Here is a 21347-nt window from a genome sequence, read left to right as displayed (position 1 = left end):
CGGCCGGCCGGGTCGCCGGGCCACAGCAGCTCGCCCACGGCCGGCACCAGCCCGGCGACCTGCAACTCCTTGTCGGCGGGGCGGCCCCGGCGCAGCAGCGCGGCGGTCCGCAGGGCGTGGCCGTGCGCATCGGCCGGGCCGCCGCCGGGAACGGCGGCCTCCCGGCAGGCGTACAGCAGGTCCATCAGCTCCTCGACGCTGCGCAGCTCCACGCGTCAGTCCTCCGCGATCTCCCGCGATACGGCCCTTGCGCACCGCAGCACACCATGACGACCTTGCGGCGTGGCCAACGCCGGCTGAACTGCCCCGGCGCACTACGCCGAACGAGTGAGCCCTTTTTGTGAACGATATGTGACAAAACGGAGTACTCCCGGCCCAACTGTGCGCGGGGCGAAGCATGATGATTACCAGGAGTTTGCAGCGCCATAGAGCGGACCCCCGCTCATTTGGTTAGTCTGAAGCGGATGAACAGCAGCACGGGCCCTACCCACACCCATGGTCCGTCCCGACTGACCGGCGCCACCGCGTCCGAACTGCTCTTGACCGACACCCCGGCGGGCGTCACAGGCGCCGGCAGCGGACTGACCGGCGAGGCCCGCGGGTGACCCGACACATAAGGAGTGCGCGGTGACACCGGAGAAGACGAAGACCGAGGAACGCCCGAAGGAACGCACCGGGCCGGTCGGCCGCCGGCCCGGCGAGCTGGGCAGCCTCGACGTGTGGGCCAGGTCCGCCCCGATCCGCCTGGCGGGCTACGAGGACGACCTCGCCGAGCCCCACATCCTGCCCAGCGTCGACTGAGCACCCGGGCGAGTGCCCCCCGGCATGGGCGTGCCAGACTCGCGCCCATGCCGATCAGGGAAGCAACGGCCGACGACTGGCCGCGCGTCTGGCCGTTCTGGCACCGCGTCGTCGCCGCCGGCGAGACCTACGCCTGGGACCCGGAGACCGCCGAGGAGGACGCCCGGCGACTGTGGATGAACCCCGCCAAGCGCGTCTACGTCGTCGAGGACGCGTCCGGCACGATCGTCGCCTCGGCCTATCTCACCCCCAACTACGGCGGGCCCGCCGCCCGCGTCGCCAACGCGGGCTTCATGGTGGACCCGGAGCACGCGGGCCGCGGCATCGGCCGCGCCCTCGCCGAGCACGTGCTGGCCGAGGCGAAGGCGCGGGGCTACCGGGCGATGGTGTTCAACGCCGTCGTGGAGACCAACCCGGCGGTGCGGCTGTGGACTTCCCTCGGCTTCACCGTCCTCGGCACCGTGCCGGCGGCCTTCGAACACCCCCGGCACGGCCTGGTGGGCCTGCACATCATGTACCGCGCCCTCTAGGCGGGCGTCTTCTGCGCCGTGGCCGCCGCCGCGGCCGCCGCCTGCCGGGCGGCCCGGGTGCGCGGCCCGAAGATCGCGAGGACGATCGCGCCGACCAGCCAGGCACCGGCGATGAAGTAGAACACGCTCTGGTAGCCGTGGTTGTTGTAGAGCGCCGCGACGACCAGGGGACCGGCGGCGTTGGAGAGCCGGCCGAGGCCGTAGGAGACGCCGGTGCCCAGCGAGCGGCTGCGGGTGTCGAAGAGTTCGGGCGAGTAGGCGTAGCCGAGGGCGGTGTAGCCGCGCTCGAAGAGGTTCACCAGGAAACCGAAGACGATGATGAGCACCGGGTTGAAGGTCAGCCCGTAGAACAGGCCGCAGACCGCGATCACCGTGCCGAAGGCGACCAGGCACCACTTGCGCTCGAACCGGTCGGTGACCAGCGCGGCCAGGTAGGAGCCGAGCGGCGCGCCGACGGTGGTGAGGGCGACGTAGAAGACCGAGTCCTCGACGCTGAAGCCCTCCTTGGCCAGCAGGGTCGGGGCCCAGCTGGAGTAGCCGAAGAAGCCGATGGTCTGGGTGACCCAGACGACCGTGAGCAGCAGGGTGGGCAGCAGGTACTTCTTCTGGAGCAGCAGCTTCAGCGGGACCTTGGTGACCGGGGCCTCCTCCACCGGCGGGGCCGGCGTGGGCAGCGGGCCCTTCTCGGCGGAGACCAGCGCCTCGATCTCGCCGAGCACCCGCTCCGCCTCGGCGTGCTTGCCCCGGCTCTCCAGCCAGCGCGGCGACTCCTTGAGGTGGCGGGTGAAGAAGACCAGCAGGATGCCCAGCGAGCCCCACAGGAAGACCAGCCGCCAGGACCAGTCGGTCAGCGGGACGACCTGGCTGGCGATCAGGCTGGTGACCGGGGTGCCGCAGATGCCGATGACGATGGCGTACGCCTGGTACCGGCCGCGGACGGCCGCCGGGTACATCTCGGCGACGTAGATGACCGCCACGACGGTCATCGCGGACAGGCCCGCCGAGGTCAGGACGCGGAACACGCCGAGCGAGACCAGGTCCCAGGAGAACACCGAGAGGAACGAGAAGAAGCCGAAGAAGACGGTCGTCTGCATCAGGGCGCGTTTTCGGCCCCAGCGGTCGGCGATGTTCGAGGCGACGATCGAGCCGATGAACATGCCGACGAACGACAGGGAGGTCACGTAGGCGACCTGGTCGACCGTGACGCCCCACAGCTTGATCAGCTTGGGCGCGGTGACGGAGAAGCTGTTGATGTCGGCGAACTCGAAGAAGTACGCGAACGACACCGCCAGCAGGGTCATCTTGTGGAACCTGGAGACCGGCAGCCTGTCCAGCCGGTTGAGAGCGTTGACGCGGTGCATGCGAGGTGCCCTTGCGGTATGGGGGACGGGGGTGGTCAGACGGCTTCTTCGGGCCAGTACAGGCGCATCGGGTTGCCGACCAGGAGCTTGTGCCGCAGCTCGGGGGTGGGAGCGATGTGCGGGATGTGGTCGACCAGCAGCCCGTCGTCGGGCATGTGGTCCTTGAGGTTGGGGTGCGGCCAGTCGGTGCCCCACAGGACGCGGTCCGGGAACTCCTCGACCGCGCGGCGGCCGAACGGCACGACGTCGGTGTAGGCGTTGCGCTCGCCGTCCAGCGCGGCGGGGCCGGTGACGGTCAGGCGCTCCGGGCAGCTCACCTTGACCCAGACATCGTTCCGGTCCACGAACCGCAGGAAGCGGGAGAACTCGGGGCCGTCCACCGGCTTGGTCACGTCCGGGCGGCCCATGTGGTCGATGACCAGCGGCGCGGGCAGCGAGGCGAAGAAGTCCTCCAGGTCGGGCAGGTCGGCGGCCTCGAAGTAGAGCACGATGTGCCAGCCCAGCGGGGCGATCTTCGCCGCGATGGTGCGCAGGTCCTCCGTGGGGGAGGTGTCGACCAGGCGGCGCACGAAGTTGAAGCGGACGCCCCGTACCCCGGCCTCGTCCAGCGCGCGCAGTTCGGCGTCGGTGACGTCCGGGCGGACGGTGGCGATGCCGCGGGCCCGGCCGCCGGCCGCGCGGACCGCGTCCACCATCGCCGAGTTGTCCGCGCCGTGACAGGTGGCCTGCACGATGACGTTGCGGGAGACACCCAGGTGGTCACGGAGCGCGAACAGGTCCGCCTTGCCGCCGTCGCAGGGGGTGTACTTGCGCTCCGGCGCGAAGGGGAACTCTCCTTGCGGTCCGAAGACGTGGCAGTGCGCGTCGACGGCCCCGGCCGGGAGCTGGAACTCGGGCTTGGCAGGTCCGGCGTACCAGTCGAGCCAGCCGGGGGTCTTGGGGGCGAGGTCGGGCATTTCGGTCGTTCCTTTCACGAGCGGTCCCGGGGCCGGCCGGTGCGGCTGTGGTGCCTGGGTGCCGGGTTGCTCGGTGCGAAGCTGCCGGACCGGGGACGGTGGCCCGGGGAGCGTTCGGGTGGGGCGGGGCCGGCGGGCGGGGGCGAGGAGCCGCGGGGCCGCTGAGCGGTCCTGTGCACCGGCCCCGGGCAACGACGGCCGGGGAGGATCTGCGGGCCGGCGCGCGGGGGAGGCGGCGGGCGGCGACGCGAAGGAAACGGAATGAGGAGCGATGGGGAACGAAGGGGCGGACGGGGACGGGGACGGGTGCGGGGTGGCGGCAGGGGGACGGGGCCGTGCCCCCGCCGCCCGGGTATCAGCGGCCCTGGCTCTTGAGCAGGGCGTCCAGTCGAGGGTAGACGGTGCGGGTGTTGTGCTCCTGGATCGCCGACTGGTGCTCGGCGGGCAGCTTGGCCGCCTCGACGTAGCGCCGGGTGTCGTCGAAGTGGAAGCCGGTGCACGGGTCGATGTCGCGGACCGCGCCGATCATCTCGGAGGCGAACAGGATGTTCTTCGGCGGTACGACCTCCAGGAGCAGGTCGATGCCCGGCTGGTGGTAGACACAGGTGTCGAAGAAGACGTTGTTCAGCACGTGCTCCGCGAGGTCCGGCTTGCCCAGCGCCATGGCCAGGCCGCGGAACCGGCCCCAGTGGTAGGGGACCGCGCCGCCGCCGTGCGGGATGACCAGCTTCAGGGTGGGGAAGTCCTTGAACAGGTCGCCCTGGACCAGCTGCATGAACGCCGTGGTGTCGGCGTTGAGGTAGTGCGCGCCGGTGGTGTGGAACGCGGGGTTCACGCTGGTGCTGACGTGCACCATCGCGGGGATGTCGTACTCGGCCATCTTCTCGTAGACCGGGTACCACGTGCGGTCGGTGAGCGGGGGAGCCGTCCAGTGCCCGCCGGAGGGGTCCGGGTTCAGGTTGAGCGCGACGGCGCCGTACTCCTCGACGCAGCGGGTCAGCTCGGGGAGGCAGGTGGCCGGGTCGACGCCCGGGGACTGCGGCAGCATGGCCGCCATGGCGAACCGCTCCGGGTAGAGGCGGCTGACCCGGAAGCACAGCTCGTTGCAGATCGACGCCCACTCGGCCGATGTCTTGAAATCGCCTACATGGTGTGCCATGAAGGAGGCCCGCGGGGAGAAGACCGTCAGGTCGATGCCGCGCTCGTCCATGAGGCGGAGCTGGTTCGACTCGATGCTCTCGCGCAGCTCGTCGTCGCTGATCGACAGGTCGGCGCGGGCGGGCGCGGCCGCGGGGTCGTCGAGTCCGGCGATCTGCCGGTCGCGCCAGGCCGCCAGCGCCCCGGGAGCGGTGGTGTAGTGGCCGTGGCAATCGATGATCATGGCTGTTCCTGACTGCTGTGGGGAGTCGCCCGGAGTCGGTGACGATGACGAGGCGCGGACCAGGTTCAACGTAACGGCCAACGAAATTGTTGACAATATGTTCCGGCAAAGTTTCCGTTCGGGCGGAGCGAACCGGCCCGGCGGGAGCCATCGGCCGGATGGTCCGGCGTGGCGGGCCGGGGATCCGATGAATGGTCCGATGACTTTGCCGTCCGTTACGGGATCTACCCGGCATTTCCCCTGGTCGAGGGGTGCCGGACTCCCGGATAGGTCTGATAAATATGCGGGAACTCGTCACTCACCCCGAGGAGCCGCGTGCCCGCCACCGATGCTCGTATCGCCGCCGTCGACACCTATGACATCCGGTTCCCCACCTCCCGCGAACTCGACGGCTCCGACGCGATGAACCCGGACCCCGACTACTCGGCCGCCTACGTCGTGCTGCGCGCCGACGGGCCGGCCGAACCGGCGGGCCACGGCTTCGCGTTCACCATCGGGCGGGGCAACGACGTGCAGGTCGCCGCGATCCACGCGCTGCGCCACCACGTGCTCGGCCGGTCCGTCGCCGACCTGTGCGCCGACCCCGGCGCGCTCTACCGGGACCTGACCTCGGACAGCCAACTGCGCTGGCTGGGACCGGAGAAGGGGGTGATGCACATGGCGATCGGGGCCGTCGTCAACGCCGTCTGGGACCTGGCGGCCAGACGCGCCGGCAAGCCGCTGTGGCGGCTGCTCGCCGACGCCGAACCCGAGTGGCTGACCACCCAGATCGACTTCCGCTACCTCACCGACGCGCTCACCCCCGACGAGGCCCTGGACCTGCTGCGCCGGGGCCGCAAGGGCGCCGCCGAGCGCACCGGAGACCTGCTGGCCACCGGCTACCCCGCCTACACCACCTCCCCGGGCTGGCTCGGCTACGACGACACCAAGCTCGCCCGGCTCGCCGCCGGGGCGGTCGCCGACGGCTTCCGGCAGATCAAGCTCAAGGTCGGCGCCGACCTCGACGACGACGTCCGGCGCTGCCGGGTGGCGCGCGCCGCGGTCGGCCCGGACGTGCGCCTCGCCCTCGACGCCAACCAGCGCTGGGACGTCCCCGAGGCGATCCGCTGGACCAACGCGCTCGCCGAGTTCGACCCCTACTGGATCGAGGAACCCACCAGCCCCGACGACGTACTGGGCCACGCCGCCGTCCGCCGGGCGGTCGCCCCGGTGAAGGTGGCCACCGGCGAACACGCCCACAACCGGGTGGTGTTCAAACAGCTCCTCCAGGCCGGCGCGGTCGACATCGTGCAGATCGACGCGGCCCGGGTCGGCGGCGTCAACGAGAACCTCGCGATCCTGCTGCTCGCCGCCAAGTACGGCGTCCCGGTCTGCCCGCACGCCGGCGGCGTGGGCCTGTGCGAACTCGTCCAGCACCTGGCGATGTTCGACTACGTGGCGCTGTCCGGCACCACCGAGGACCGGGTCGTCGAGTACGTCGACCACCTCCACGACCACTTCCTCGACCCGGTGGTGATCCGCGAGGGGCACTACGCGGCACCCACCGCGCCGGGCTTCTCGGCCGCCCTGCGGCCCGAGTCGATCGCCCGGTACACCTACCCCGGCGGCGCCTTCTGGGCCGCCGACGCCGAGCGGACCGAAGGGCGGACGGCATGAACGACTTCGACGGACTCAGGGCGCTGGTCACCGGCGGCGCCTCCGGCATCGGACGGGCCACCGCCGAACTGCTCAGCGTGCGCGGCGCGGCCGTCGCGGTCCTGGACATCGACATATCGACGGTCGGCGAACCCCTCCTCGGGCACCGCGCCGACGTCACCGACGACGCCTCGGTGCGCGCCGCGGTCACCGCCGCCACCGCCGCACTCGGCGGACTCGACATCCTCGTCAACAACGCGGGCATCGGCGCCCAGGGCACCGTCGAGGACAACGACGACGCCGAGTGGCACCGCGTGCTGGACGTCAACGTGGTCGGCATGGTCCGCCTCGCCCGCGCCGCCCTGCCGCACCTGCGCCGGTCCGCGCACGCGGCGATCGTCAACACCTCGTCCATCGCCGCCACCGCCGGACTGCCGCAGCGGGTGCTGTACAGCGCCACCAAGGGCGCCGTCCAGTCCCTCACCCTCGCCATGGCCGCCGACCACGTTCGCGAGGGCATCCGCGTCAACTGCGTCAACCCCGGCACGGCCGACACCCCGTGGATCGGCCGGCTGCTGGACCGGGCCGCCGACCCGGCCGCCGAACGGGCCGCCCTGGAGGCCCGCCAGCCCACCGGTCGCCTGGTCAGCGCCGAGGAGGTGGCCGGCGCCATCGCCTACCTGGCCAGTCCGCTGTCCGGCGCCACCACCGGCACCGCGCTCGCGGTGGACGGCGGCATGCAGGGCCTGCGGCCGCGCCCGGCGGGCTCATGAACCCGCTCGGCGGGCTCGGCCTCGGCACCGCCGCCCTCGGCAACCTCTACACCGAGGTCACCGACGAGCAGGCGTACCGGACGGTCGAGGCCGCCTGGGAGCGCGGCATCCGGTACTTCGACACCGCCCCGCACTACGGCCTCGGCCTGTCCGAACGCCGCCTCGGCGCGGCCCTGCGGGGGCGGCCCCGCGAGGAGTACACGGTCTCCACGAAGGTGGGCCGCAGGCTGGAGCCCGCCGCCGCGGGCGGCGACGATCTGGCCCACGGTTTCGCGGTGCCCGCCACCCACCGCAGGGTGTGGGACTTCACCGCCGACGGCATCCGGCGCACCCTGGACGCCAGCCTGCGACGGCTCGGCCTGGACCGGGTGGACCTCGTCCTCCTGCACGACCCCGACGACCACGCCGAAGCGGCGTTCCGCGAGGGCTATCCGGCGCTGGAGCGGCTCCGCGGCGAAGGTGTGGTCGGGGCGATCGGCGCCGGCATGAACCAGACCGCGATGCTCACCCGGTTCGTCCGCGACACCGACGTCGACGTGGTGCTGTGCGCCGGCCGCTACACCCTGCTGGACCACAGCGCGCTGGACGACCTGCTGCCGGCCGCCGCGGCCCGCTCCACCACCGTCGTCCTCGGCGGGATCTTCAACTCCGGTCTGCTGGCCGATCCGGGGCCGGGGGCCGCCTACGACTACGGCCGGGCACCGGCCGAACTGCTGGACCGGGCGCTGCGGCTGAAGGCGGTCGCCGAACGGCACGGCACCTCGCTGCGGGCCGCCGCCCTCGCCTTCGGCGCCGCCCACCCGGCGGTCGGCCGCGTCCTGGCCGGCGCCCGCTCGGCCGCCGAGGTGCACGACTGCGCCGACCGGTTCACCGAGCCGGTACCCGCCGCGTTCTGGCGGAACCTGAAACGAGACGGACTGCTGCCCCGGGCCGCGCCGGTGCCCTGCTAGGAAACCAGCCGGGTCGGCGGCAGGTACTCGCGCACATACGTCCGCTCCCAGCAGGCGCCCGTCTCCCGTAGCTCCCGCCAGGTCGTGTACCGGTAGCGGAACAGCCGGGCGCGGACGTGGCGCGGCGGCGCGTTTGACGGGAACGGGGAGCGGCGCAGCAGCCGCAGCGTGTCCCGGTCGTTCTCCAGCAGCCGCTCCACCAGCGCGGAGAACCAGGGACCGGCGTAGCCCGGCGACAGCGCGGCGAACCACATCATCCAGTCCAGCCGCAGGTGGTACGGGGCGAACTGGCGCGGCCAGCGGCGCGGATCACCGGGCTTGCCCTTGAACTCGTACGCCCGCCAGTCGCCGTCCTCGCGCGGCACCTCGTCGGCGGTGCCCTCGAGCACCACCTCGTACCGCACCCGGCTGACGCTGCCGAACGCGCCGTAGGTGTTGACCAGGTGCAACGGGTCGAAGGAGCGGTTCATCACCTGGTGCCGGGAGAGCATGTTGGCGACCGGGCGGCAGCTGAGCGCCAGCAGCAGCGCGGCCACCGCCAGGACCAGCACCTCGTACCAGAGCGGTGCCGCGGGACGGGCGGGGGCGTCGGCGGGGAAGCGGACGGCCGGCAGGGCCAGCACGATGGTCAGCCAGTTCAGCCAGGCGAAGTTCCCCGACAGCACCAGCCACAGCTGGGTGACGATCATCAGCGCGGCGGCGGCCGCGGCCACCGGCTGCGGGGTGAACAGCAGGAACGGGACGACGAGCTGGGTGACGTGGTTGGCGGCCACCTCGACGCGGTGCAGCGGGCGGGGCAGGTGGTGGAAGAACCAGCTCAGCGGGCCCGGCATCGGCTGGGTCTCGTGGTGGTGGTCCAGGCAGGTCAGCTTCCGCCAGCACGCGTCGCCGCGCAGCTTGATCAGCCCGGCCCCGAACTCCACCCGGAACAGCAGCCAGCGCAGCAGGAAGAGGACCACGACCGGCGGCGCCACCTCGTCGTTGCCGAGGAACACGGCGACGAACCCGGTCTCCAGGAGCAGCGACTCCCAGCCGAAGCCGTACCAGGTCTGCCCCACGTTGACGATCGACAGGTACAGCGCCCAGGGCAGCAGCCACAGCAGCATCGCCGCCCACAGCGGCAGCAGCGCGTCCGCCCCCGCCAGCAGCGCCCCCGCCACCGCGCAGCCCGCCCAGGCGCAGCCGGCGAAGAGCCGGTCCGAGTAGCGCCACTGGAACAGGCTGGGCGCCCGCCGGAACGGCACCCGCGCCACGAACCGGGGCACCGGCAGCATGCCGCGCTCGCCGATCAGCGCCCGGAACTGGCGGGCGGCCGTCAGGAACGCGACCAGGTACACCCCGGCCAGCGCCTTCTGGAAGACCAGCCGGCCGGTCCAGTACTCGGGTGCGGTGAACCATTCCACGGCCGGGCACTCCTTCGTTCGCGGTGTGTCGGGTACGGGTTACCCGCCGGCCGGCCGGCCGAACGAGTCGAGGAATCGGACAAATGCTGGCAAGGTTGGCTCATGGCCGAACGGGGAGCGAGTGAGCTGTCCCTCCCGGACGACTGGCCCGCCCACCCGGACCCGATCCTGGCGCTCAACCGCATGGGCAGCTTCGACTGGGACCTGGAGAGCGGCCTCTTCCACATGGACGCCCAGGCGTACCAGGTCTTCGACCTGCGCCCGGAGGAGTACGACGGGCGCCCGGAGTCGCTGTCCGTGCGCGTCCCCCGGACGGAGGGCATCCGGCTGGACGCACTGGTCGCCCAGGCCATCAAGGACGGCAGCGAGAACTACGGCACCTACTTCCGGCTGCGCCGCCGCGACGGCCGGCTGCGCTGGACCCACACCCAGGGCTGCATCCGGCGCGACGCCACCGGCCGCCCGCGCCGGATCTTCGGCATCGTGCGGGACGCCACCCAGGAACTGAGCGAGATCGAGTCGCACCGCGAACGCGCGGTCCGCGACGAGGCCCGCCGCCGGCTGACCGACGTGGTGGACGCCGCCACCGCCGCCCTCGCCCACGCCCGCACCGTGAACGACGTCATCGAGGTGCTGCGGGACACCAACGGACTCACCCGGCTGGGCGCCACCAGCCTGGTCATGGGCCTGGTGGAGGCGGGCCGCATCCGGCTGGTCGCCGACGGCCCCGAGAACAGCTTCGTGCCCGGCACCCGGGTCACCCGGATCGACGAGCCCTACCCGATGAGCGAGGTGGTGCGGACCCTGGGGCCCCGGTTCATCGAGTCACCGGAGGAGTTCGCCGAGCGGTACCCGGTGCTGTGGCCGCACATCACCCACCTGGACATCACCTCGGCCGCCTATCTGCCGCTGATCGCGCAGGCCCGCCCGGTCGGCGCCATCGGCCTGCTCTACAGCGACCGCCGCGGCTTCTCGCCGGAGGACCGCAACGTCCTGGTCGCACTCGGCAGCAGCATCGCCCAGAGCCTGCAACGGGCCATGCTCTACGAGCAGGAGATGGACCTCGCGGCCGGCCTCCAGCAGGCCATGCTGCCGCGCACCATCCCCTCCGTCCCCGGCTGCGACATCGCCGTCCGCTACCGTGCCGCCACCATCGGCGGCATGCTCGGGCGGGACATCGGCGGCGACTGGTACGACCTGATCCCACTGCCCGGGGGCCGGGTCGGCGCCGTCATCGGCGACGTCCAGGGCCACGACACGCACGCCGCCGCCGTCATGGGCCAGCTGCGCATCGTGCTGCGCGCCTACGCCGCCGAAGGGCACACCCCCGCCACCGTGATGGCCCGGGCCTCCGTCTTCCTGCACGAACTGGACACCGACCGCTTCGCCACCTGCCTGTACGCCGAGGCCGACCTGACCACCGGCGTGGTCCAGGTGGTGCGCGCCGGGCACATCGACCCGCTGGTCCGGGCACCGGACGGCAGCTGCCGCCGGGTCCCGGTGGCCGGCGGGCTGCCGCTCGGGCTGTCCGCCGAGTTCGGGCGGCTCGACTGCCCCGTCGTCACCCTGGAACTCGAACCCGGCGCCACCCTGGTGCTGTGCACCGACGGCCTGGTCGAACAGCCCGGCACCGACCTCGGCGACGGCATGAAGGCGCTGACGGCCGCGGTCGCCGCCGGGCCCGCGGACGTCCGCGACCTCGCCGACCTGCTCATCCGCGAGGCCGAGGAGCGCGGCGGCGAGGACGACGTGGCGCTGCTCCTGCTGCGCCGCCGCGGCCTGGAGGCCCCGCGCTCCCACGGCCGGTTCCAGCAGCACGTGGCGCCCGGCGACCCGGAGGCCCTCGCGGAGGCCCGCCATCTGATCCGCGCGGCGGTCCGGGCCTGGGGCGCGGGGGAGTACGGCGACGAGATCGAACTGGTCGCCGACGAGCTGATCACCAACGCGCTGATGCACACCGAGGGCGCCGCCGTCGTCACCCTGCGGTTCCTCACCGGGGCCGACCGCCGGCTGCGGATCGAGGTCGAGGACTCCTCCAGCGCCCTGCCGCGCCGCCGCGAGCCGGACGAGTCCGGCATCTGTGGGCGGGGCCTGCTGCTGGTGGAGACGCTGGCGGACGGCTGGGGAGTGGAGGCGCGGGGCGGCGGCAAGTGCGTGTGGTCGGAGTTCCGGGTGCGGGAGCGGGCGGCGCCGTGAGGCGCTAAGTGGCGCTGTCGGTCCCCGGTGGCACCCTGGACACATGCCCGAACTGCCCGAGGTCGAGGCGCTCAGGGAGTTCCTGACCGAGCACCTCACCGGCCACGAGATCGTCCGCGTCCTGCCGGTGGCGATCAGCGTCCTGAAGACCTACGACCCGCCGCTCACCGCCCTGGAGGGCCGCACCGTCGCCGCCGTGCACCGGCACGGCAAGTTCCTCGACGTGGCCACCGACGGCGGCCCGCGGCTGGTGACCCACCTGGCCCGGGCCGGCTGGCTGCACTGGAAGGACCGCCTCCCCGACGGCGTGCCCCGCCCCGGCAAGGGACCCCTGGCGCTGCGCGTCGCCCTGGAGACCGGCGCCGGGTTCGACCTGACCGAGGCGGGGACACAGAAGCGGCTGGCCGTGTACGTCGTCCGGGACCCGGCCGAGGTGCCCGGGGTGGCCCGGCTCGGCCCGGACCCGCTCGCCGACGACTTCGACGAGGCCCGCCTCGCCGCCCTCCTCAACGGCGAGCGCCGGCAGCTCAAGGGCGCGCTGCGGGACCAGAGCCTGATCGCCGGGGTGGGCAACGCCTACAGCGACGAGATCCTGCACGCGGCGCGGATGTCCCCGTTCAAACTCGCCGCGTCGCTCACCCCGCAGGAGCTGAGCCGGCTCCACACGGCGCTGCGGGACACGCTCACCGAGGCGGTCGAGCGGTCCCGGGGTGTGGCGGCCGGCCGGCTGAAGGCCGAGAAGAAGAGCGGCCTGCGGGTGCACGGCCGGACCGGCGAACCCTGCCCGGTGTGCGGCGACACCGTCCGCGAGGTCTCCTTCAGCGACTCCTCCCTCCAGTACTGCCCGACCTGCCAGACCGGCGGCAGGCCACTGGCGGACCGGAGACTGTCCCGGCTGCTGAAATGACCCGGCCTACGACCCGCCGGGCAGGGAGACCAACGGCCGGCCGTCGTCGGTGCGCACCTCGTAGCGGGCGATCTCCCCGGGATGCAGGGCGGCGCCGCCGCGCACGGTGGTGGGCCGGGCGTCGTGCCCGGCCACGTGCCAGCCGGCCACGGTCGCCTCGGAGCCGTCCCGGCCGACGGCGACGAGCCGGCAGGACCGGGGCCCCGCCCCGTCCTTGACCTCGATCTCGACGCCGCTGCCCCAGGGCCGGTTCTCGGCGGTCACCCGGGCCCATACGCCGGTCCGCGCGTCGGTGGCGGCGACCCGCACCGCCTCCTCGCCGGGCGCGGCGAGCAGCGCGACGCCGGGCGCGGCGGCCACGCACAGCAGCGCGGCGGCCGCGCTGCACCACAGCCGGCGACGGGTCCCCTTCCGGCGCGCCGCCACCTCGCCCAGCAACCGCTCCAGCAGCCGCGGCCCCGGCCCGGCGAAGGGGTGCACGGCGGACGGGGTCGCCCGGCGGTACAGCAGCAACTGCCGGGCCACCGGCCGGAACCCGGTCACCGTAGCGGTGCAGCGCGGGCACCCCATGAGATGGTCCTCGAAGCGGAACGCGTCCCGCTCGTCGAGCACGCCGAGCGCGTAGGCGCCCGCGTCGCGATGCCTCTCCAGGGACCTCATGCCGCATCCTCGTGCCGTCGGTGGGGGTGGCGTACCGTGCCCCCTCCGGTACGCGGCGCGGCGCCGAAACACTCAGGCGGGTGCGGACGAATACGCCGTCCGGCCGGCGCCCCGGCCCGCCACGCACCAGGGACTGCTGATGAGCTGCCACATGGAGTGATACGAGCGGCGGTTGTGGCGGAGGGCGGCGCGCTCCGTCGGTGGCGGTCGCGTCGGTGGCGGTCGCGTCGGTGGCTCAGAACAGGTGGATCGCGAGATGCCCCAGCGGCAGCCCCAGCTGCCACGCCGGGGTCCACACCTTCGGCCCCTCGTCCTCGCCGGTGCCCGGGGCGCCGCCCGGTACCGCGTTCAGGTCCGGGGCGAGCAGTTCGGTGTCCTGGAGCCACCGCCACGCCGCCCGGGCCAGCACCAGGTCCGCGTCCGGGCGGCGGACCCCGGCCGTGGTCTCGGTGAGCCGCTCGCGCACCCACTCCCGCCACGGCTGGTCGTACGCCGTCAAGGAGAGCCAGGTCTCCAGCCGGGAGACCACCTGGGCGCCGCACAGCTCGCCGTCGGTGTCGGACAGGAAGATGGTCAGCGCCAGCGCGTAGCGCCCGGCGCGGAACTCGAAGGACGTCGGCGGCATCAGATCCCCGCCGCGCAGCAGTTCGTCGGCGACGTACTCGGCGTACAACCACGCCATGGGGACGACCAGTTCGTCGCCGCCACTGCCGTCCGTGCTCTCGTGACCTCTGTGCAGCATCCCTCGCAGCCCTTCCTCCGGTGCGTGTGCGTCGCCCCACCCCGGGCCCTGTCGAGGACCCCGTCCGGAACACGGATGAGGACAGCCGATTACCCAACGGGGGTCCACGGCAAGGCGCTTTACGGAGGCTTGACCCGGCGTCCGGTTTCAGCGCAGGTCGGTGGCGTAACCCGGTAGCACCCGGCGCAGGGCGCGCAGCGCGTAGAACGCCCGGGACTTCACGGTACCCGCCGGTATGCCCAGAGCCGTCGCCGCTTCCGCCACACTCGCCCCCTGGAAGTACACGAGCACCAGGACGTCACGGTGTTCCGGGGTGAGAGTCTTCACAGCCTCGCGTACGTCGAGGGCGGCGGCGGCGCGTTCGGCATGGTCCGCGCAGACCGGCGCGTTCTCCAGGGCGGCGTCGCCGACCTCGGGCGGCCGGGCCTGCCGGGCCCGCCGGGCGTCGATCGCGAGCCGCCGGGCGACGGTGAGCAGCCAGGGCCGGGCGGAGGCGAAGTCGCCCGCGCGCAGCGCCTCGGGGTGCTGCCAGGCGCGCACCAAAGTCTCCTGGAGGAGGTCCTCGGCGCGCTGCCGGTCGCCGTCGCACAGCCGCAGCAGCAGCCCGAACAGCGGCCGGCCGTGCTCGCGCTGGAGCGCGGCGAGCTCGTGCTCGGCGGTCGTCGTCCCGTGGGTGAGGGTGGTTCCGGCCGTCATGGCCGTATGGCATCGCAGGGGGCGGCCGGGGGACAGGGTGGGCGCACGGGTGTGCGGCGGACGGTCGATCGCGTCGGCGAACGGTTCGACGAACGGTCGGTGTCCGGCGTCCGCGCACGCCGGACGGGCTAAAGGGCGTGTCGGAGCCGGGGGAGAGGCTCCGGAACTCCTTACCTATTCATGTGTAAATCCTACTTTTATCCGTGCGGGACCACACCGGGGTGAACGGATGATCACACGCAGCCGACAGGTGGCACTGGCCCTGACCGCCGTCCTCACCGCGGGCGCGGCCTGCCAGGCCCACGACCGGGAGCCGTCGCCGGGCCGGCCGGCCCCGCCGCCGAAGGACACCGGCGCCTTCACCCTGGTCGCCTCCGGTGACGTCCTGCCGCACGACTCGGTCGTCGAGCGGGCCCGCTTCGACGCCGGCGGCGGCACCGGGTACGACTTCCGGCCGACGCTGGCCGGCATCGCCCCCGTCGTCTCCCGGGCCGACCTGGCCCTGTGCCACCTGGAGACCGCCGAGTCCCCGCCCGAGATGGCGGCGGGCCTCGCGGCCACCGGCTACGACGGTTGCTCCACCGCCGCCGACCACGGCCCCGACGACGGCGGAGCGAGTGTCCGCCGCACCCTCGACGCCCTCGACGGGGCCGGCGTACGGCACGCCGGGTCCGCGCGCGACGAGCGGGAGGCCCGCACCGTGACCGTCCTGCGGGCCGGCCGCGCCTCGGTCGCCCACCTCGCCTACGCCTACGGCACCGACGTGCGGGCCCGGGTGCCGGCCGACGCCGTGGCCGCCCGGAAGGCGGGCGCCGACGTGGTCGTCGTCTCCCTGCGCTGGGGCACCGAGTGGCAGGAGGCCCCCGACGAGCGGCAGCGGTCGCTGGCCCGCGCGCTCACCGCGGCCCGGACCGCCGGGCGGCCCGCGATCGACCTGATCGTCGGCGGCCGCGCCCATGTCCCGCAGGCGTACGAGAAGGTCAACGGCACCTGGGTGGTCTACGGGACGGGCGACCAGATCGCCGACGAGATGATCAATGACGCGGGGGTGCCCGATCCGCGCGGCAACCAGTCCACCCTCGGCCGCTTCACCTTCGCCCCGCCCGCCCGGCCCGGCGGCCGCTGGGAGGTGACCCGGGCCGAGTTCGTGCCCCAGGTCTTCGACGTGGACGCGGGCCGGGTGGTGAACCTCAACCGGGCGCTCGCCCAGGGCGCCGAGGTGCGCGCCGTGCGCGACCGCGTCCGGGGCGTGGTCCTCAGCCGGGGCGCCGGGCAGGACGGCCTGACGATGGGGGAGTAGGACGGCCTGACGATGGGCGAGCAGGACGGCCTGACGATGGGCGAGCAGGACAGGCCGGGCCCGTCCCGCACCGCCCCGGTGGCACCCCCATGTCAGGGCACCACCGTCACCGGCCAGCGGCCCGCCTTCACCAGGCGGATGGCGACGGAGCCGACGAGGCGGTGGCCGGCCTGTTCGGAGGCGCCCACCACCACGGCGTCCGCCTTCAGGTCGTCGGCCGCCTTGCGGAGCCCGTTGAAGGGGTCGCCGCGGAACGTGTGGAACTCCCAGCGGACCTCGAATATGCCCTTCACCCGCTCGGTCGCCTCCCGGATGTGGGCGACCAGGTCCTCCGCGATCTCGTCGGTCGTCTCCGCGACCGGCGCCCCCAGCGACGCCCCGGCCGCCAGCATCGGCTGCACGTACACCACGGCGAGCAGCGCGTGCTGCCGCCGGGCCAGGCCCCCGGCGTAAGCCGCCGCGCGAAGCGAGGAGTCCGACCCGTCCACGCCGACGAGGATGACCTTGGGCCCGTCCGTGCCCCGCTCGAACTGATGCGAATGCTGCTGTTCCGGTTCCGTCACGCGGCGAGGCTATCGGAAGCAGCCGCTGGTCCGGGCGGGTGGATTCGTGCCGCCGCTCCGGTGCCGTACTGGTGCGTCGGCCCGCGGCCGGGCGACTGATGAGTCATGAAGACGGATCAGTTGCTCACGCGGCGCGGCGCGTTGCTCGCCGGCGCCGCCGCGGTGGGGGCGGCCGGGACCGCCGGCGTCCTCGGAGCCCTCGCGGGCGAGGCGCCGGTCCCGGTCCGGCCCACCGCCCCCGTCCCCGGCCCCGAGACCCGCCGCGCGCTCAAGCCCGCCGCCTACCGCCTGCGGCCCCTGACCGGATACGGCCCGCCCCGCGCCCCGCACGCCCCCACCCCGGTCCGGCGCGAACCGCTCCTGAACATCTCCGGACGCGGCCGCACCATGGTGCTGACCTTCGACGACGGCCCCGACCCCCGCTACACCCCCGACATCCTCGACACGCTGGCCGAGTACGAGGTCCGCGCGATGTTCTTCGTGTGCGGCGAGATGGCGGTGGACAACAAGGACCTGCTGGTGCGGATGGCCGACGACGGCCACGTGGTCGGCAACCACACCTGGTCCCACCCGCTGCTGACCGGCCTGACCCGCAAGAAGATCCGCCACGAGATGGAGCGCACCGCCGAGGTCATCGACGCCGCCTGCGGCGAACCGCCGCGCTGGTTCCGGGCGCCGTACGGGGCGTGGAACCGCGCCGCCTTCCAGCTCGGCGCCGAACTCGGCATGGAACCGCTCGCCTGGACCGTCGACACCCTGGACTGGACCACCCCCGGCACCCGCACCATCGTCGACCGGGTCGAGGACGGCGCCGCCCCCGGCGTCGTGGTGCTCTCGCACGACGCCGGGGGCGACCGTTCGCAGAGCGTGCGCGCCCTGCGCTCCTATCTCCCGAACCTGCTGGACTCCGGGTACCACCTCACCGTCCCCCGGCGGCAGCACCTGTGACGTCCGCGCGCCCGCCCGGCCGGAATTCCGCTCAGCGAATTCCGGTCAGGCGGGCGAAGGCGACCACGTTCCCCGCGTAACCGTTCTGCTTGGAGAATCCGCCGCCGCAGGTGATGACCCGCAATTCCGGACTTCCCTTGGAGGCGTACACCCGGTCGCCGGGGAAATCGTCCTTTTCGAAGACCTCGATGCCGTAGATCTCGAACTCGGCCGTCTTTCCGTCCGCGCGGGCGATCTCCACCTCGTTCCCCTGCTTCAGGGCGCCGAGTCCGTAGAAGACCGCCGGGCCCTGCTTGTTGTCGACATGGCCGACCACGACCGCGGTGCCCTTCTCGCCCGGCGAGACCGCGCCGGTGAACCAGCCGGCCAGGTTCGGGTCCTCGGGCGGCGGCGCGCCGACCCAGCCGTCCGCGTCCAGGCCCACCGGCATCATCGGCGCGTCGACCTGGATCGCCGGGATCCGCACCCGGTCGGGCACCGCGTACGGCAGCGGCGCGACGGCCTTCGGCAGGGCGGTGCCCTCCGCGGGCCGGGCCTGCGACGCCGCGGCCGACGCCGGCTGGGGCGGGCCCACGTCGAATTCCCCCGAACCGTTCCGGATGAGCGCGAGGCCGGTCAGCAGAACAAGCGCTATGACTCCCCACGGAGCGCGCTTCCTGTGCCGCTCCTCCTCTTCGGCCAGCTCGGACGCAGACATTCGACATCCCCTCTCGACACAGCCGTCGCCGTGTCAGTCGCGCATACCGAAACGCTAAGTGCCGCCCGGCCCACCGGCGACGGGGCGGATGCGAACGGGTGGCCCCGCAATCGGCCGGTGAGCCATCCGGGGCGCGGGGTACGGGAAATTTCTGACAGTCCGTGACCTGCGGTGATATCCGCTGCCGCGGTTCCGCCACGGCGACCGGGCTCACCAGGACGGACCAGCGCCGAAATGCGGCCGCCGCCGCACCAACTGAGGGTTTTTCCGGGAGGCGCTTTCTCGCCGATCGACCGGGGACGGGTCCCGGGGCGTCTTCCGCGGAGGATCACATGCGTAACTCCCGTGCCCTGGCGGCCACAGGCGCCGCCGTCGTTGTTACCGGGGTGCTCGGGCTCGCCGCTCCCGCCGCCGTCGCGTGGGACACGCCGAGCAACATCGTGGCCCTGCCCAGCGTCATCGCCCGCGGCGGCCAGATGACCGTCACCGTCGACGGCTGCCGGGACGGCGGCACGATGACCTCGCGCGCCTTCCCGACCACCCATCTGACGCCGGTCCGGGGCGCCAACGAGACCTCGAAGGGCGTCGCCACCATCAACAGCGACGCCCGCCCCGGCTCGTACGACATCACCGTCAACTGCTCGGGCCGGACGCTGACCCGGCCGGCCGCCTTCACCGTCATCGGCGGTGTCCGGGGCGGTGTCGGCGGCAGCAACTCCAGTGGCGCGACGCCGACCGACATCGCGATCGGCGGCGGGCTGGTCGCCGCGGCGGTGGCGGGCGGCGGGCTGTTCTGGATGCGCCGCCGGGCCGAGCGGCGCGCCTGACCGGTGTGCCCGGTGCCCGTACGGGCCCCGCCTTCGGGGGGCGGGCCCGCGGGCGCCCTGCGGGCCGCGCGGACAGCACGCCACAGCACTTCACCCCGGCTCCCCCTGAGAGGGGAGCCGGGGTGAAGTGCTGTGGCGCGGGGGCCGCTTCGTCAGCCGCCGTCCTCGCCGGTGCGGCGGCGGGAGAAGTGGTACGCCGCGCCCACCGAGCCGGCCACGAGCAGGGCGCCGAACCCGATGTTCCTGAGGTCGAAGCCCGCCACGGTGCCGCCCGCACCGGCGTGCACGCCCTTGTCGGGATGCTCGTGGTGCTGCCCGTGCCCGGGGTGTTCCGGGGGCGGCGGCACGAGGGTGGGCGGGGGCTGCGGCGGCGGAGAGGGGCTCGGTCCCTGGCGGGTGATGGTCAGGCCGGTGGTCCCGGCCGCCCCGTCGCACCGGAACGCCACCTGGTAGACCGCGCCCGGTTTGGCGTCCCGGTCGACCACGGCCCGCGCGGACGTGTGCCGGGGCGGAATGGTCACCGGGTCGAACACCGGGGCGGAGACCGTCGCGGGGCCCTTGCAGCGGCCGTCGGCGCGGTCGACGAGCAGCGTGACCTCGCCGCCCGGCGCGATGGTGGAGGGCTGGACGCGGAAACCGAACGGCGTGACGGTGCCCTCACCGGCCGCGCCGGCCGCCGGGACACAGGAGGTGAGGGCACAGGCGCCCAGCAGTGCGGCCGAAGCGACGGGTATGGCGGCGGGTATCGCGCGCATGAGGCATCCTCCGGGTTCCGAGGAGCAGCAGCTGCGGACCTGTTCCGCTCGCGACGGACCTGCACCTCGATGTCCGAAACGCTAGGAAGGCGCGCGGGTGGGCGCGATCGCAGTCGCGCGAATGGGGCAAGGGTGTGGGCCGCCCAGGGGACGACGGGCACGGGGCGCGCTGCCCGTCCGCTCTGCCGCCGGGCCGGCGGGCACCGGCGACCGCCGCTGCCCGGCAGCCGGCCGCGCGGGCGCCCGCCGCCCGGGGAGCCGGCCCGCCCTCAGCTCATGATGCCGGGGAAGAGCCCCAGGTACGGGTCGGTCGACGCGCCGAAACCCCGCCCGTACGGGTCGTCGAAGTCCCAGATCAGGAACAGCAGGAAGGCGATCAGCGCCGAGAACAGCCCGGCCAGCACCAGTTCCCGCGCGGTGCGCCGGATCTGGAGGGCGAAGACCATGCCGATGGTGACGGCACCGCCGATGATGAGCCCGAACCACACCACGCCCGGCATGGTCGACCCGGTCGACTCGGCCCGCGAGGTGCGGGCCTGGTCGGCGGCGCTCACCTGGTCCAGGAGCGGCTGGTAGGCCTGGGCCTCGAAGTCCGACTTCGGCTCGTAGTCGGTCACGTCCGCGCGGAGCCGGTCGAGCAGCACGGTGCCGCGCTCCGTGACGTCCCCGGTGTCGGCCATGGCCGGCCACTCGACCCGGACGACGTGTCCGACATAGGCATTGACATCGTCCCGAATCCGGTCGCGGACGTCGGGCGGATAGACCCGGACCCGCTCCGAGACCTCGTGCAGTGCCACCGCCTCCGCCTGCACGTGGTCCTGGGCGGCGCTGCGCGCCTCCCAGACGCCCGCGATGGCCAGACCCAGGACGATGGCGTACACCACGCCGATCCACATGGTCATGTACTCGATGACGTCGGGGGTCTCGGTGATGTCCTCGTCCTCGGCGGCCCGGCGGTGCCGGACGAGGGTGATGACGACCACGACGGCACAGGCGGCCAGCATCGCGAGGGTGAGAACAAGCCATTCCGGCAAGAGAAGCCTCCAGGGATCAGCGCGGGCGCAGGGCGACGACGGCGGCCAGCGCGGGGATCAGGATGAGCAGGACGAAGACGAGCGGGGACATGACGCCGTGCGGGGCACGCGGGTGCTGCGGGGCGGCGCGGTGGCGCGGATAGTGCACCGGCGTCAGGGACGGCCGGGGCGTGGGTGAGGCCGGCCGAGCCGACGGGCGCGGCGGCGCGGGCGCCGGGGTGGCGCTCGGCGT

22 protein-coding genes and 2 pseudogenes are annotated in these 21347 nt (G+C 73.3%); 11 read left to right on the top strand and 13 right to left on the bottom strand.

Annotated elements, in window-relative coordinates; genetic code table 11:
- A pseudogene (locus tag ACTT8P_RS33995) lies at positions 1 to 212 on the bottom strand (hypothetical protein); the annotation flags it as partial.
- A 252-nt stretch (positions 213 to 464) separates the two neighbouring features.
- Between ACTT8P_RS33995 and ACTT8P_RS33990 the strand changes: the two are divergent.
- The 3 genes from ACTT8P_RS33990 to ACTT8P_RS33980 are packed head-to-tail and all read left to right on the top strand — an operon-like array spanning position 465 to position 1331.
- Positions 465 to 605, top strand: a complete 141-nt coding sequence (locus tag ACTT8P_RS33990) for a hypothetical protein (protein ID WP_442835646.1) — start codon at positions 465 to 467, stop codon at positions 603 to 605.
- 22 nt (positions 606 to 627) lie between these two features.
- On the top strand, positions 628 to 801 hold the full coding sequence (locus ACTT8P_RS33985; protein WP_442835645.1) for a hypothetical protein: 174 nt from the start codon (positions 628 to 630) through the stop codon (positions 799 to 801).
- Between the two features lie 47 nt (positions 802 to 848).
- Positions 849 to 1331 carry a GNAT family N-acetyltransferase gene (locus tag ACTT8P_RS33980; protein WP_442835644.1) on the top strand — a complete coding sequence of 161 codons (483 nt, stop codon included), beginning with the start codon at positions 849 to 851 and terminating at the stop codon, positions 1329 to 1331.
- On the opposite strand, the gene ACTT8P_RS33975 is transcribed toward ACTT8P_RS33980, so the two are convergent.
- The 3 genes from ACTT8P_RS33975 to ACTT8P_RS33965 all read right to left on the bottom strand — a co-directional run bounded on the left by ACTT8P_RS33975 (position 1328) and on the right by ACTT8P_RS33965 (position 5029).
- Positions 1328 to 2692, bottom strand: a complete 1365-nt coding sequence (locus ACTT8P_RS33975) for an MFS transporter (RefSeq protein WP_442835643.1) — start codon at positions 2690 to 2692, stop codon at positions 1328 to 1330. The two genes, ACTT8P_RS33980 and ACTT8P_RS33975, sit on opposite strands and share 4 nt — an antisense overlap.
- Positions 2693 to 2727: 35 nt before the next feature.
- Complete coding sequence (locus tag ACTT8P_RS33970) at positions 2728 to 3648, bottom strand: amidohydrolase family protein (protein ID WP_442835642.1); 921 nt, start codon at positions 3646 to 3648, stop codon at positions 2728 to 2730.
- Positions 3649 to 4003: 355 nt separating this feature from the next.
- On the bottom strand, positions 4004 to 5029 hold the full coding sequence (locus tag ACTT8P_RS33965; RefSeq protein ID WP_442835641.1) for an amidohydrolase family protein: 1026 nt from the start codon (positions 5027 to 5029) through the stop codon (positions 4004 to 4006).
- A gap of 315 nt (positions 5030 to 5344) precedes the next feature.
- Here ACTT8P_RS33965 and ACTT8P_RS33960 point away from each other — a divergent pair, with 315 nt between their 5' ends.
- Genes ACTT8P_RS33960 through ACTT8P_RS33950 form a run of 3 tightly spaced genes read left to right on the top strand, consistent with a single transcriptional unit; the run spans position 5345 to position 8387 of the window.
- Positions 5345 to 6685: an L-fuconate dehydratase gene (locus tag ACTT8P_RS33960; RefSeq protein WP_442835640.1), complete on the top strand. Its 1341-nt coding sequence runs from the start codon at positions 5345 to 5347 to the stop codon at positions 6683 to 6685.
- The gene (locus ACTT8P_RS33955) at positions 6682 to 7437 is read left to right on the top strand and encodes an SDR family NAD(P)-dependent oxidoreductase (protein WP_442835639.1); all 756 of its coding nucleotides are present in this window, start codon (positions 6682 to 6684) and stop codon (positions 7435 to 7437) included. Before ACTT8P_RS33960 ends, ACTT8P_RS33955 begins: the two co-directional genes overlap by 4 nt.
- A complete protein-coding gene (locus ACTT8P_RS33950; RefSeq protein ID WP_442835638.1) occupies positions 7434 to 8387 on the top strand; it encodes an aldo/keto reductase in 954 nt (317 codons plus the stop codon). Before ACTT8P_RS33955 ends, ACTT8P_RS33950 begins: the two co-directional genes overlap by 4 nt.
- Here ACTT8P_RS33950 and ACTT8P_RS33945 read toward each other — a convergent pair.
- Complete coding sequence (locus ACTT8P_RS33945) at positions 8384 to 9790, bottom strand: lipase maturation factor family protein (protein ID WP_442835637.1); 1407 nt, start codon at positions 9788 to 9790, stop codon at positions 8384 to 8386. The two genes, ACTT8P_RS33950 and ACTT8P_RS33945, sit on opposite strands and share 4 nt — an antisense overlap.
- 102 nt (positions 9791 to 9892) lie before the next feature.
- Between ACTT8P_RS33945 and ACTT8P_RS33940 the strand changes: the two genes are divergently transcribed.
- Positions 9893 to 11986, top strand: a complete 2094-nt coding sequence (locus ACTT8P_RS33940) for an ATP-binding SpoIIE family protein phosphatase (protein ID WP_442835636.1) — start codon at positions 9893 to 9895, stop codon at positions 11984 to 11986.
- Between the two features lie 43 nt (positions 11987 to 12029).
- Entirely contained in the window at positions 12030 to 12893 is an 864-nt protein-coding gene (locus tag ACTT8P_RS33935) for an Fpg/Nei family DNA glycosylase (RefSeq protein ID WP_442835635.1), read from the top strand.
- 6 nt (positions 12894 to 12899) lie between these two features.
- Here the strand turns inward: ACTT8P_RS33935 and ACTT8P_RS33930 are convergent, their stop codons facing one another.
- From ACTT8P_RS33930 to ACTT8P_RS33920, 3 genes are all read right to left on the bottom strand, one after another.
- Positions 12900 to 13553 (bottom strand): zf-HC2 domain-containing protein, encoded by a 654-nt coding sequence (locus tag ACTT8P_RS33930; RefSeq protein ID WP_442835634.1) that lies wholly within the window; start codon positions 13551 to 13553, stop codon positions 12900 to 12902.
- 235 nt (positions 13554 to 13788) lie between these two features.
- The gene (locus tag ACTT8P_RS33925) at positions 13789 to 14295 is read right to left on the bottom strand and encodes a hypothetical protein (protein WP_442835633.1); all 507 of its coding nucleotides are present in this window, start codon (positions 14293 to 14295) and stop codon (positions 13789 to 13791) included.
- Positions 14296 to 14442: 147 nt separating this feature from the next.
- A complete protein-coding gene (locus ACTT8P_RS33920) occupies positions 14443 to 14991 on the bottom strand; it encodes a sigma-70 family RNA polymerase sigma factor (protein WP_442835632.1) in 549 nt (182 codons plus the stop codon).
- 229 nt (positions 14992 to 15220) lie between these two features.
- On the opposite strand from ACTT8P_RS33920, the gene ACTT8P_RS33915 reads away from it, so the two are divergent.
- On the top strand, positions 15221 to 16291 hold the full coding sequence (locus ACTT8P_RS33915; protein ID WP_442835631.1) for a CapA family protein: 1071 nt from the start codon (positions 15221 to 15223) through the stop codon (positions 16289 to 16291).
- Positions 16292 to 16383: 92 nt separating this feature from the next.
- Here the strand turns inward: ACTT8P_RS33915 and ACTT8P_RS33910 are convergent, their stop codons facing one another.
- Positions 16384 to 16854 carry a universal stress protein gene (locus ACTT8P_RS33910; RefSeq protein WP_442835630.1) on the bottom strand — a complete coding sequence of 157 codons (471 nt, stop codon included), beginning with the start codon at positions 16852 to 16854 and terminating at the stop codon, positions 16384 to 16386.
- A 105-nt stretch (positions 16855 to 16959) separates the two neighbouring features.
- On the opposite strand from ACTT8P_RS33910, the gene ACTT8P_RS33905 reads away from it, so the two are divergent.
- Entirely contained in the window at positions 16960 to 17802 is an 843-nt protein-coding gene (locus tag ACTT8P_RS33905; RefSeq protein WP_442835629.1) for a polysaccharide deacetylase family protein, read from the top strand.
- 31 nt (positions 17803 to 17833) lie between these two features.
- Here the strand turns inward: ACTT8P_RS33905 and ACTT8P_RS33900 are convergent, their stop codons facing one another.
- A complete protein-coding gene (locus ACTT8P_RS33900; protein WP_442835628.1) occupies positions 17834 to 18499 on the bottom strand; it encodes a class F sortase in 666 nt (221 codons plus the stop codon).
- A 332-nt stretch (positions 18500 to 18831) separates the two neighbouring features.
- Here ACTT8P_RS33900 and ACTT8P_RS33895 point away from each other — a divergent pair, with 332 nt between their 5' ends.
- A complete protein-coding gene (locus tag ACTT8P_RS33895; protein ID WP_442835627.1) occupies positions 18832 to 19326 on the top strand; it encodes a hypothetical protein in 495 nt (164 codons plus the stop codon).
- Between the two features lie 152 nt (positions 19327 to 19478).
- Here the strand turns inward: ACTT8P_RS33895 and ACTT8P_RS33890 are convergent, their stop codons facing one another.
- The 3 genes and pseudogenes from ACTT8P_RS33890 to ACTT8P_RS33880 form a co-directional block, all read right to left on the bottom strand.
- Entirely contained in the window at positions 19479 to 20081 is a 603-nt protein-coding gene (locus ACTT8P_RS33890) for a hypothetical protein (protein ID WP_442835626.1), read from the bottom strand.
- A gap of 269 nt (positions 20082 to 20350) precedes the next feature.
- Positions 20351 to 21115: a bestrophin-like domain gene (locus ACTT8P_RS33885; protein WP_442835625.1), complete on the bottom strand. Its 765-nt coding sequence runs from the start codon at positions 21113 to 21115 to the stop codon at positions 20351 to 20353.
- A gap of 16 nt (positions 21116 to 21131) precedes the next feature.
- Positions 21132 to 21347, bottom strand: a pseudogene (locus ACTT8P_RS33880) (hypothetical protein); the annotation flags it as partial.

This window comes from Streptomyces sp. JW3 (assembly GCF_052216785.1).
GTDB lineage: Bacteria > Actinomycetota > Actinomycetes > Streptomycetales > Streptomycetaceae > Streptomyces.
This window is presented reverse-complemented; position numbering and strand designations above follow the sequence as displayed.

Coding starts and splice junctions, on each gene's coding strand:
- ACTT8P_RS33990 (WP_442835646.1), top strand. CDS start 465: ATGAACAGCAGCACGGGCCCTACCCACACCCATGGTCCGTCCCGACTG.
- ACTT8P_RS33980 (WP_442835644.1), top strand. CDS start 849: ATGCCGATCAGGGAAGCAACGGCCGACGACTGGCCGCGCGTCTGGCCG.
- ACTT8P_RS33975 (WP_442835643.1), bottom strand. CDS start 2,692: ATGCACCGCGTCAACGCTCTCAACCGGCTGGACAGGCTGCCGGTCTCC.
- ACTT8P_RS33970 (WP_442835642.1), bottom strand. CDS start 3,648: ATGCCCGACCTCGCCCCCAAGACCCCCGGCTGGCTCGACTGGTACGCC.
- ACTT8P_RS33965 (WP_442835641.1), bottom strand. CDS start 5,029: ATGATCATCGATTGCCACGGCCACTACACCACCGCTCCCGGGGCGCTG.
- ACTT8P_RS33955 (WP_442835639.1), top strand. CDS start 6,682: ATGAACGACTTCGACGGACTCAGGGCGCTGGTCACCGGCGGCGCCTCC.
- ACTT8P_RS33950 (WP_442835638.1), top strand. CDS start 7,434: ATGAACCCGCTCGGCGGGCTCGGCCTCGGCACCGCCGCCCTCGGCAAC.
- ACTT8P_RS33940 (WP_442835636.1), top strand. CDS start 9,893: ATGGCCGAACGGGGAGCGAGTGAGCTGTCCCTCCCGGACGACTGGCCC.
- ACTT8P_RS33935 (WP_442835635.1), top strand. CDS start 12,030: ATGCCCGAACTGCCCGAGGTCGAGGCGCTCAGGGAGTTCCTGACCGAG.
- ACTT8P_RS33930 (WP_442835634.1), bottom strand. CDS start 13,553: ATGAGGTCCCTGGAGAGGCATCGCGACGCGGGCGCCTACGCGCTCGGC.
- ACTT8P_RS33925 (WP_442835633.1), bottom strand. CDS start 14,295: ATGCTGCACAGAGGTCACGAGAGCACGGACGGCAGTGGCGGCGACGAA.
- ACTT8P_RS33920 (WP_442835632.1), bottom strand. CDS start 14,991: ATGACGGCCGGAACCACCCTCACCCACGGGACGACGACCGCCGAGCAC.
- ACTT8P_RS33915 (WP_442835631.1), top strand. CDS start 15,221: ATGATCACACGCAGCCGACAGGTGGCACTGGCCCTGACCGCCGTCCTC.
- ACTT8P_RS33905 (WP_442835629.1), top strand. CDS start 16,960: ATGAAGACGGATCAGTTGCTCACGCGGCGCGGCGCGTTGCTCGCCGGC.
- ACTT8P_RS33900 (WP_442835628.1), bottom strand. CDS start 18,499: ATGTCTGCGTCCGAGCTGGCCGAAGAGGAGGAGCGGCACAGGAAGCGC.
- ACTT8P_RS33895 (WP_442835627.1), top strand. CDS start 18,832: ATGCGTAACTCCCGTGCCCTGGCGGCCACAGGCGCCGCCGTCGTTGTT.
- ACTT8P_RS33890 (WP_442835626.1), bottom strand. CDS start 20,081: ATGCGCGCGATACCCGCCGCCATACCCGTCGCTTCGGCCGCACTGCTG.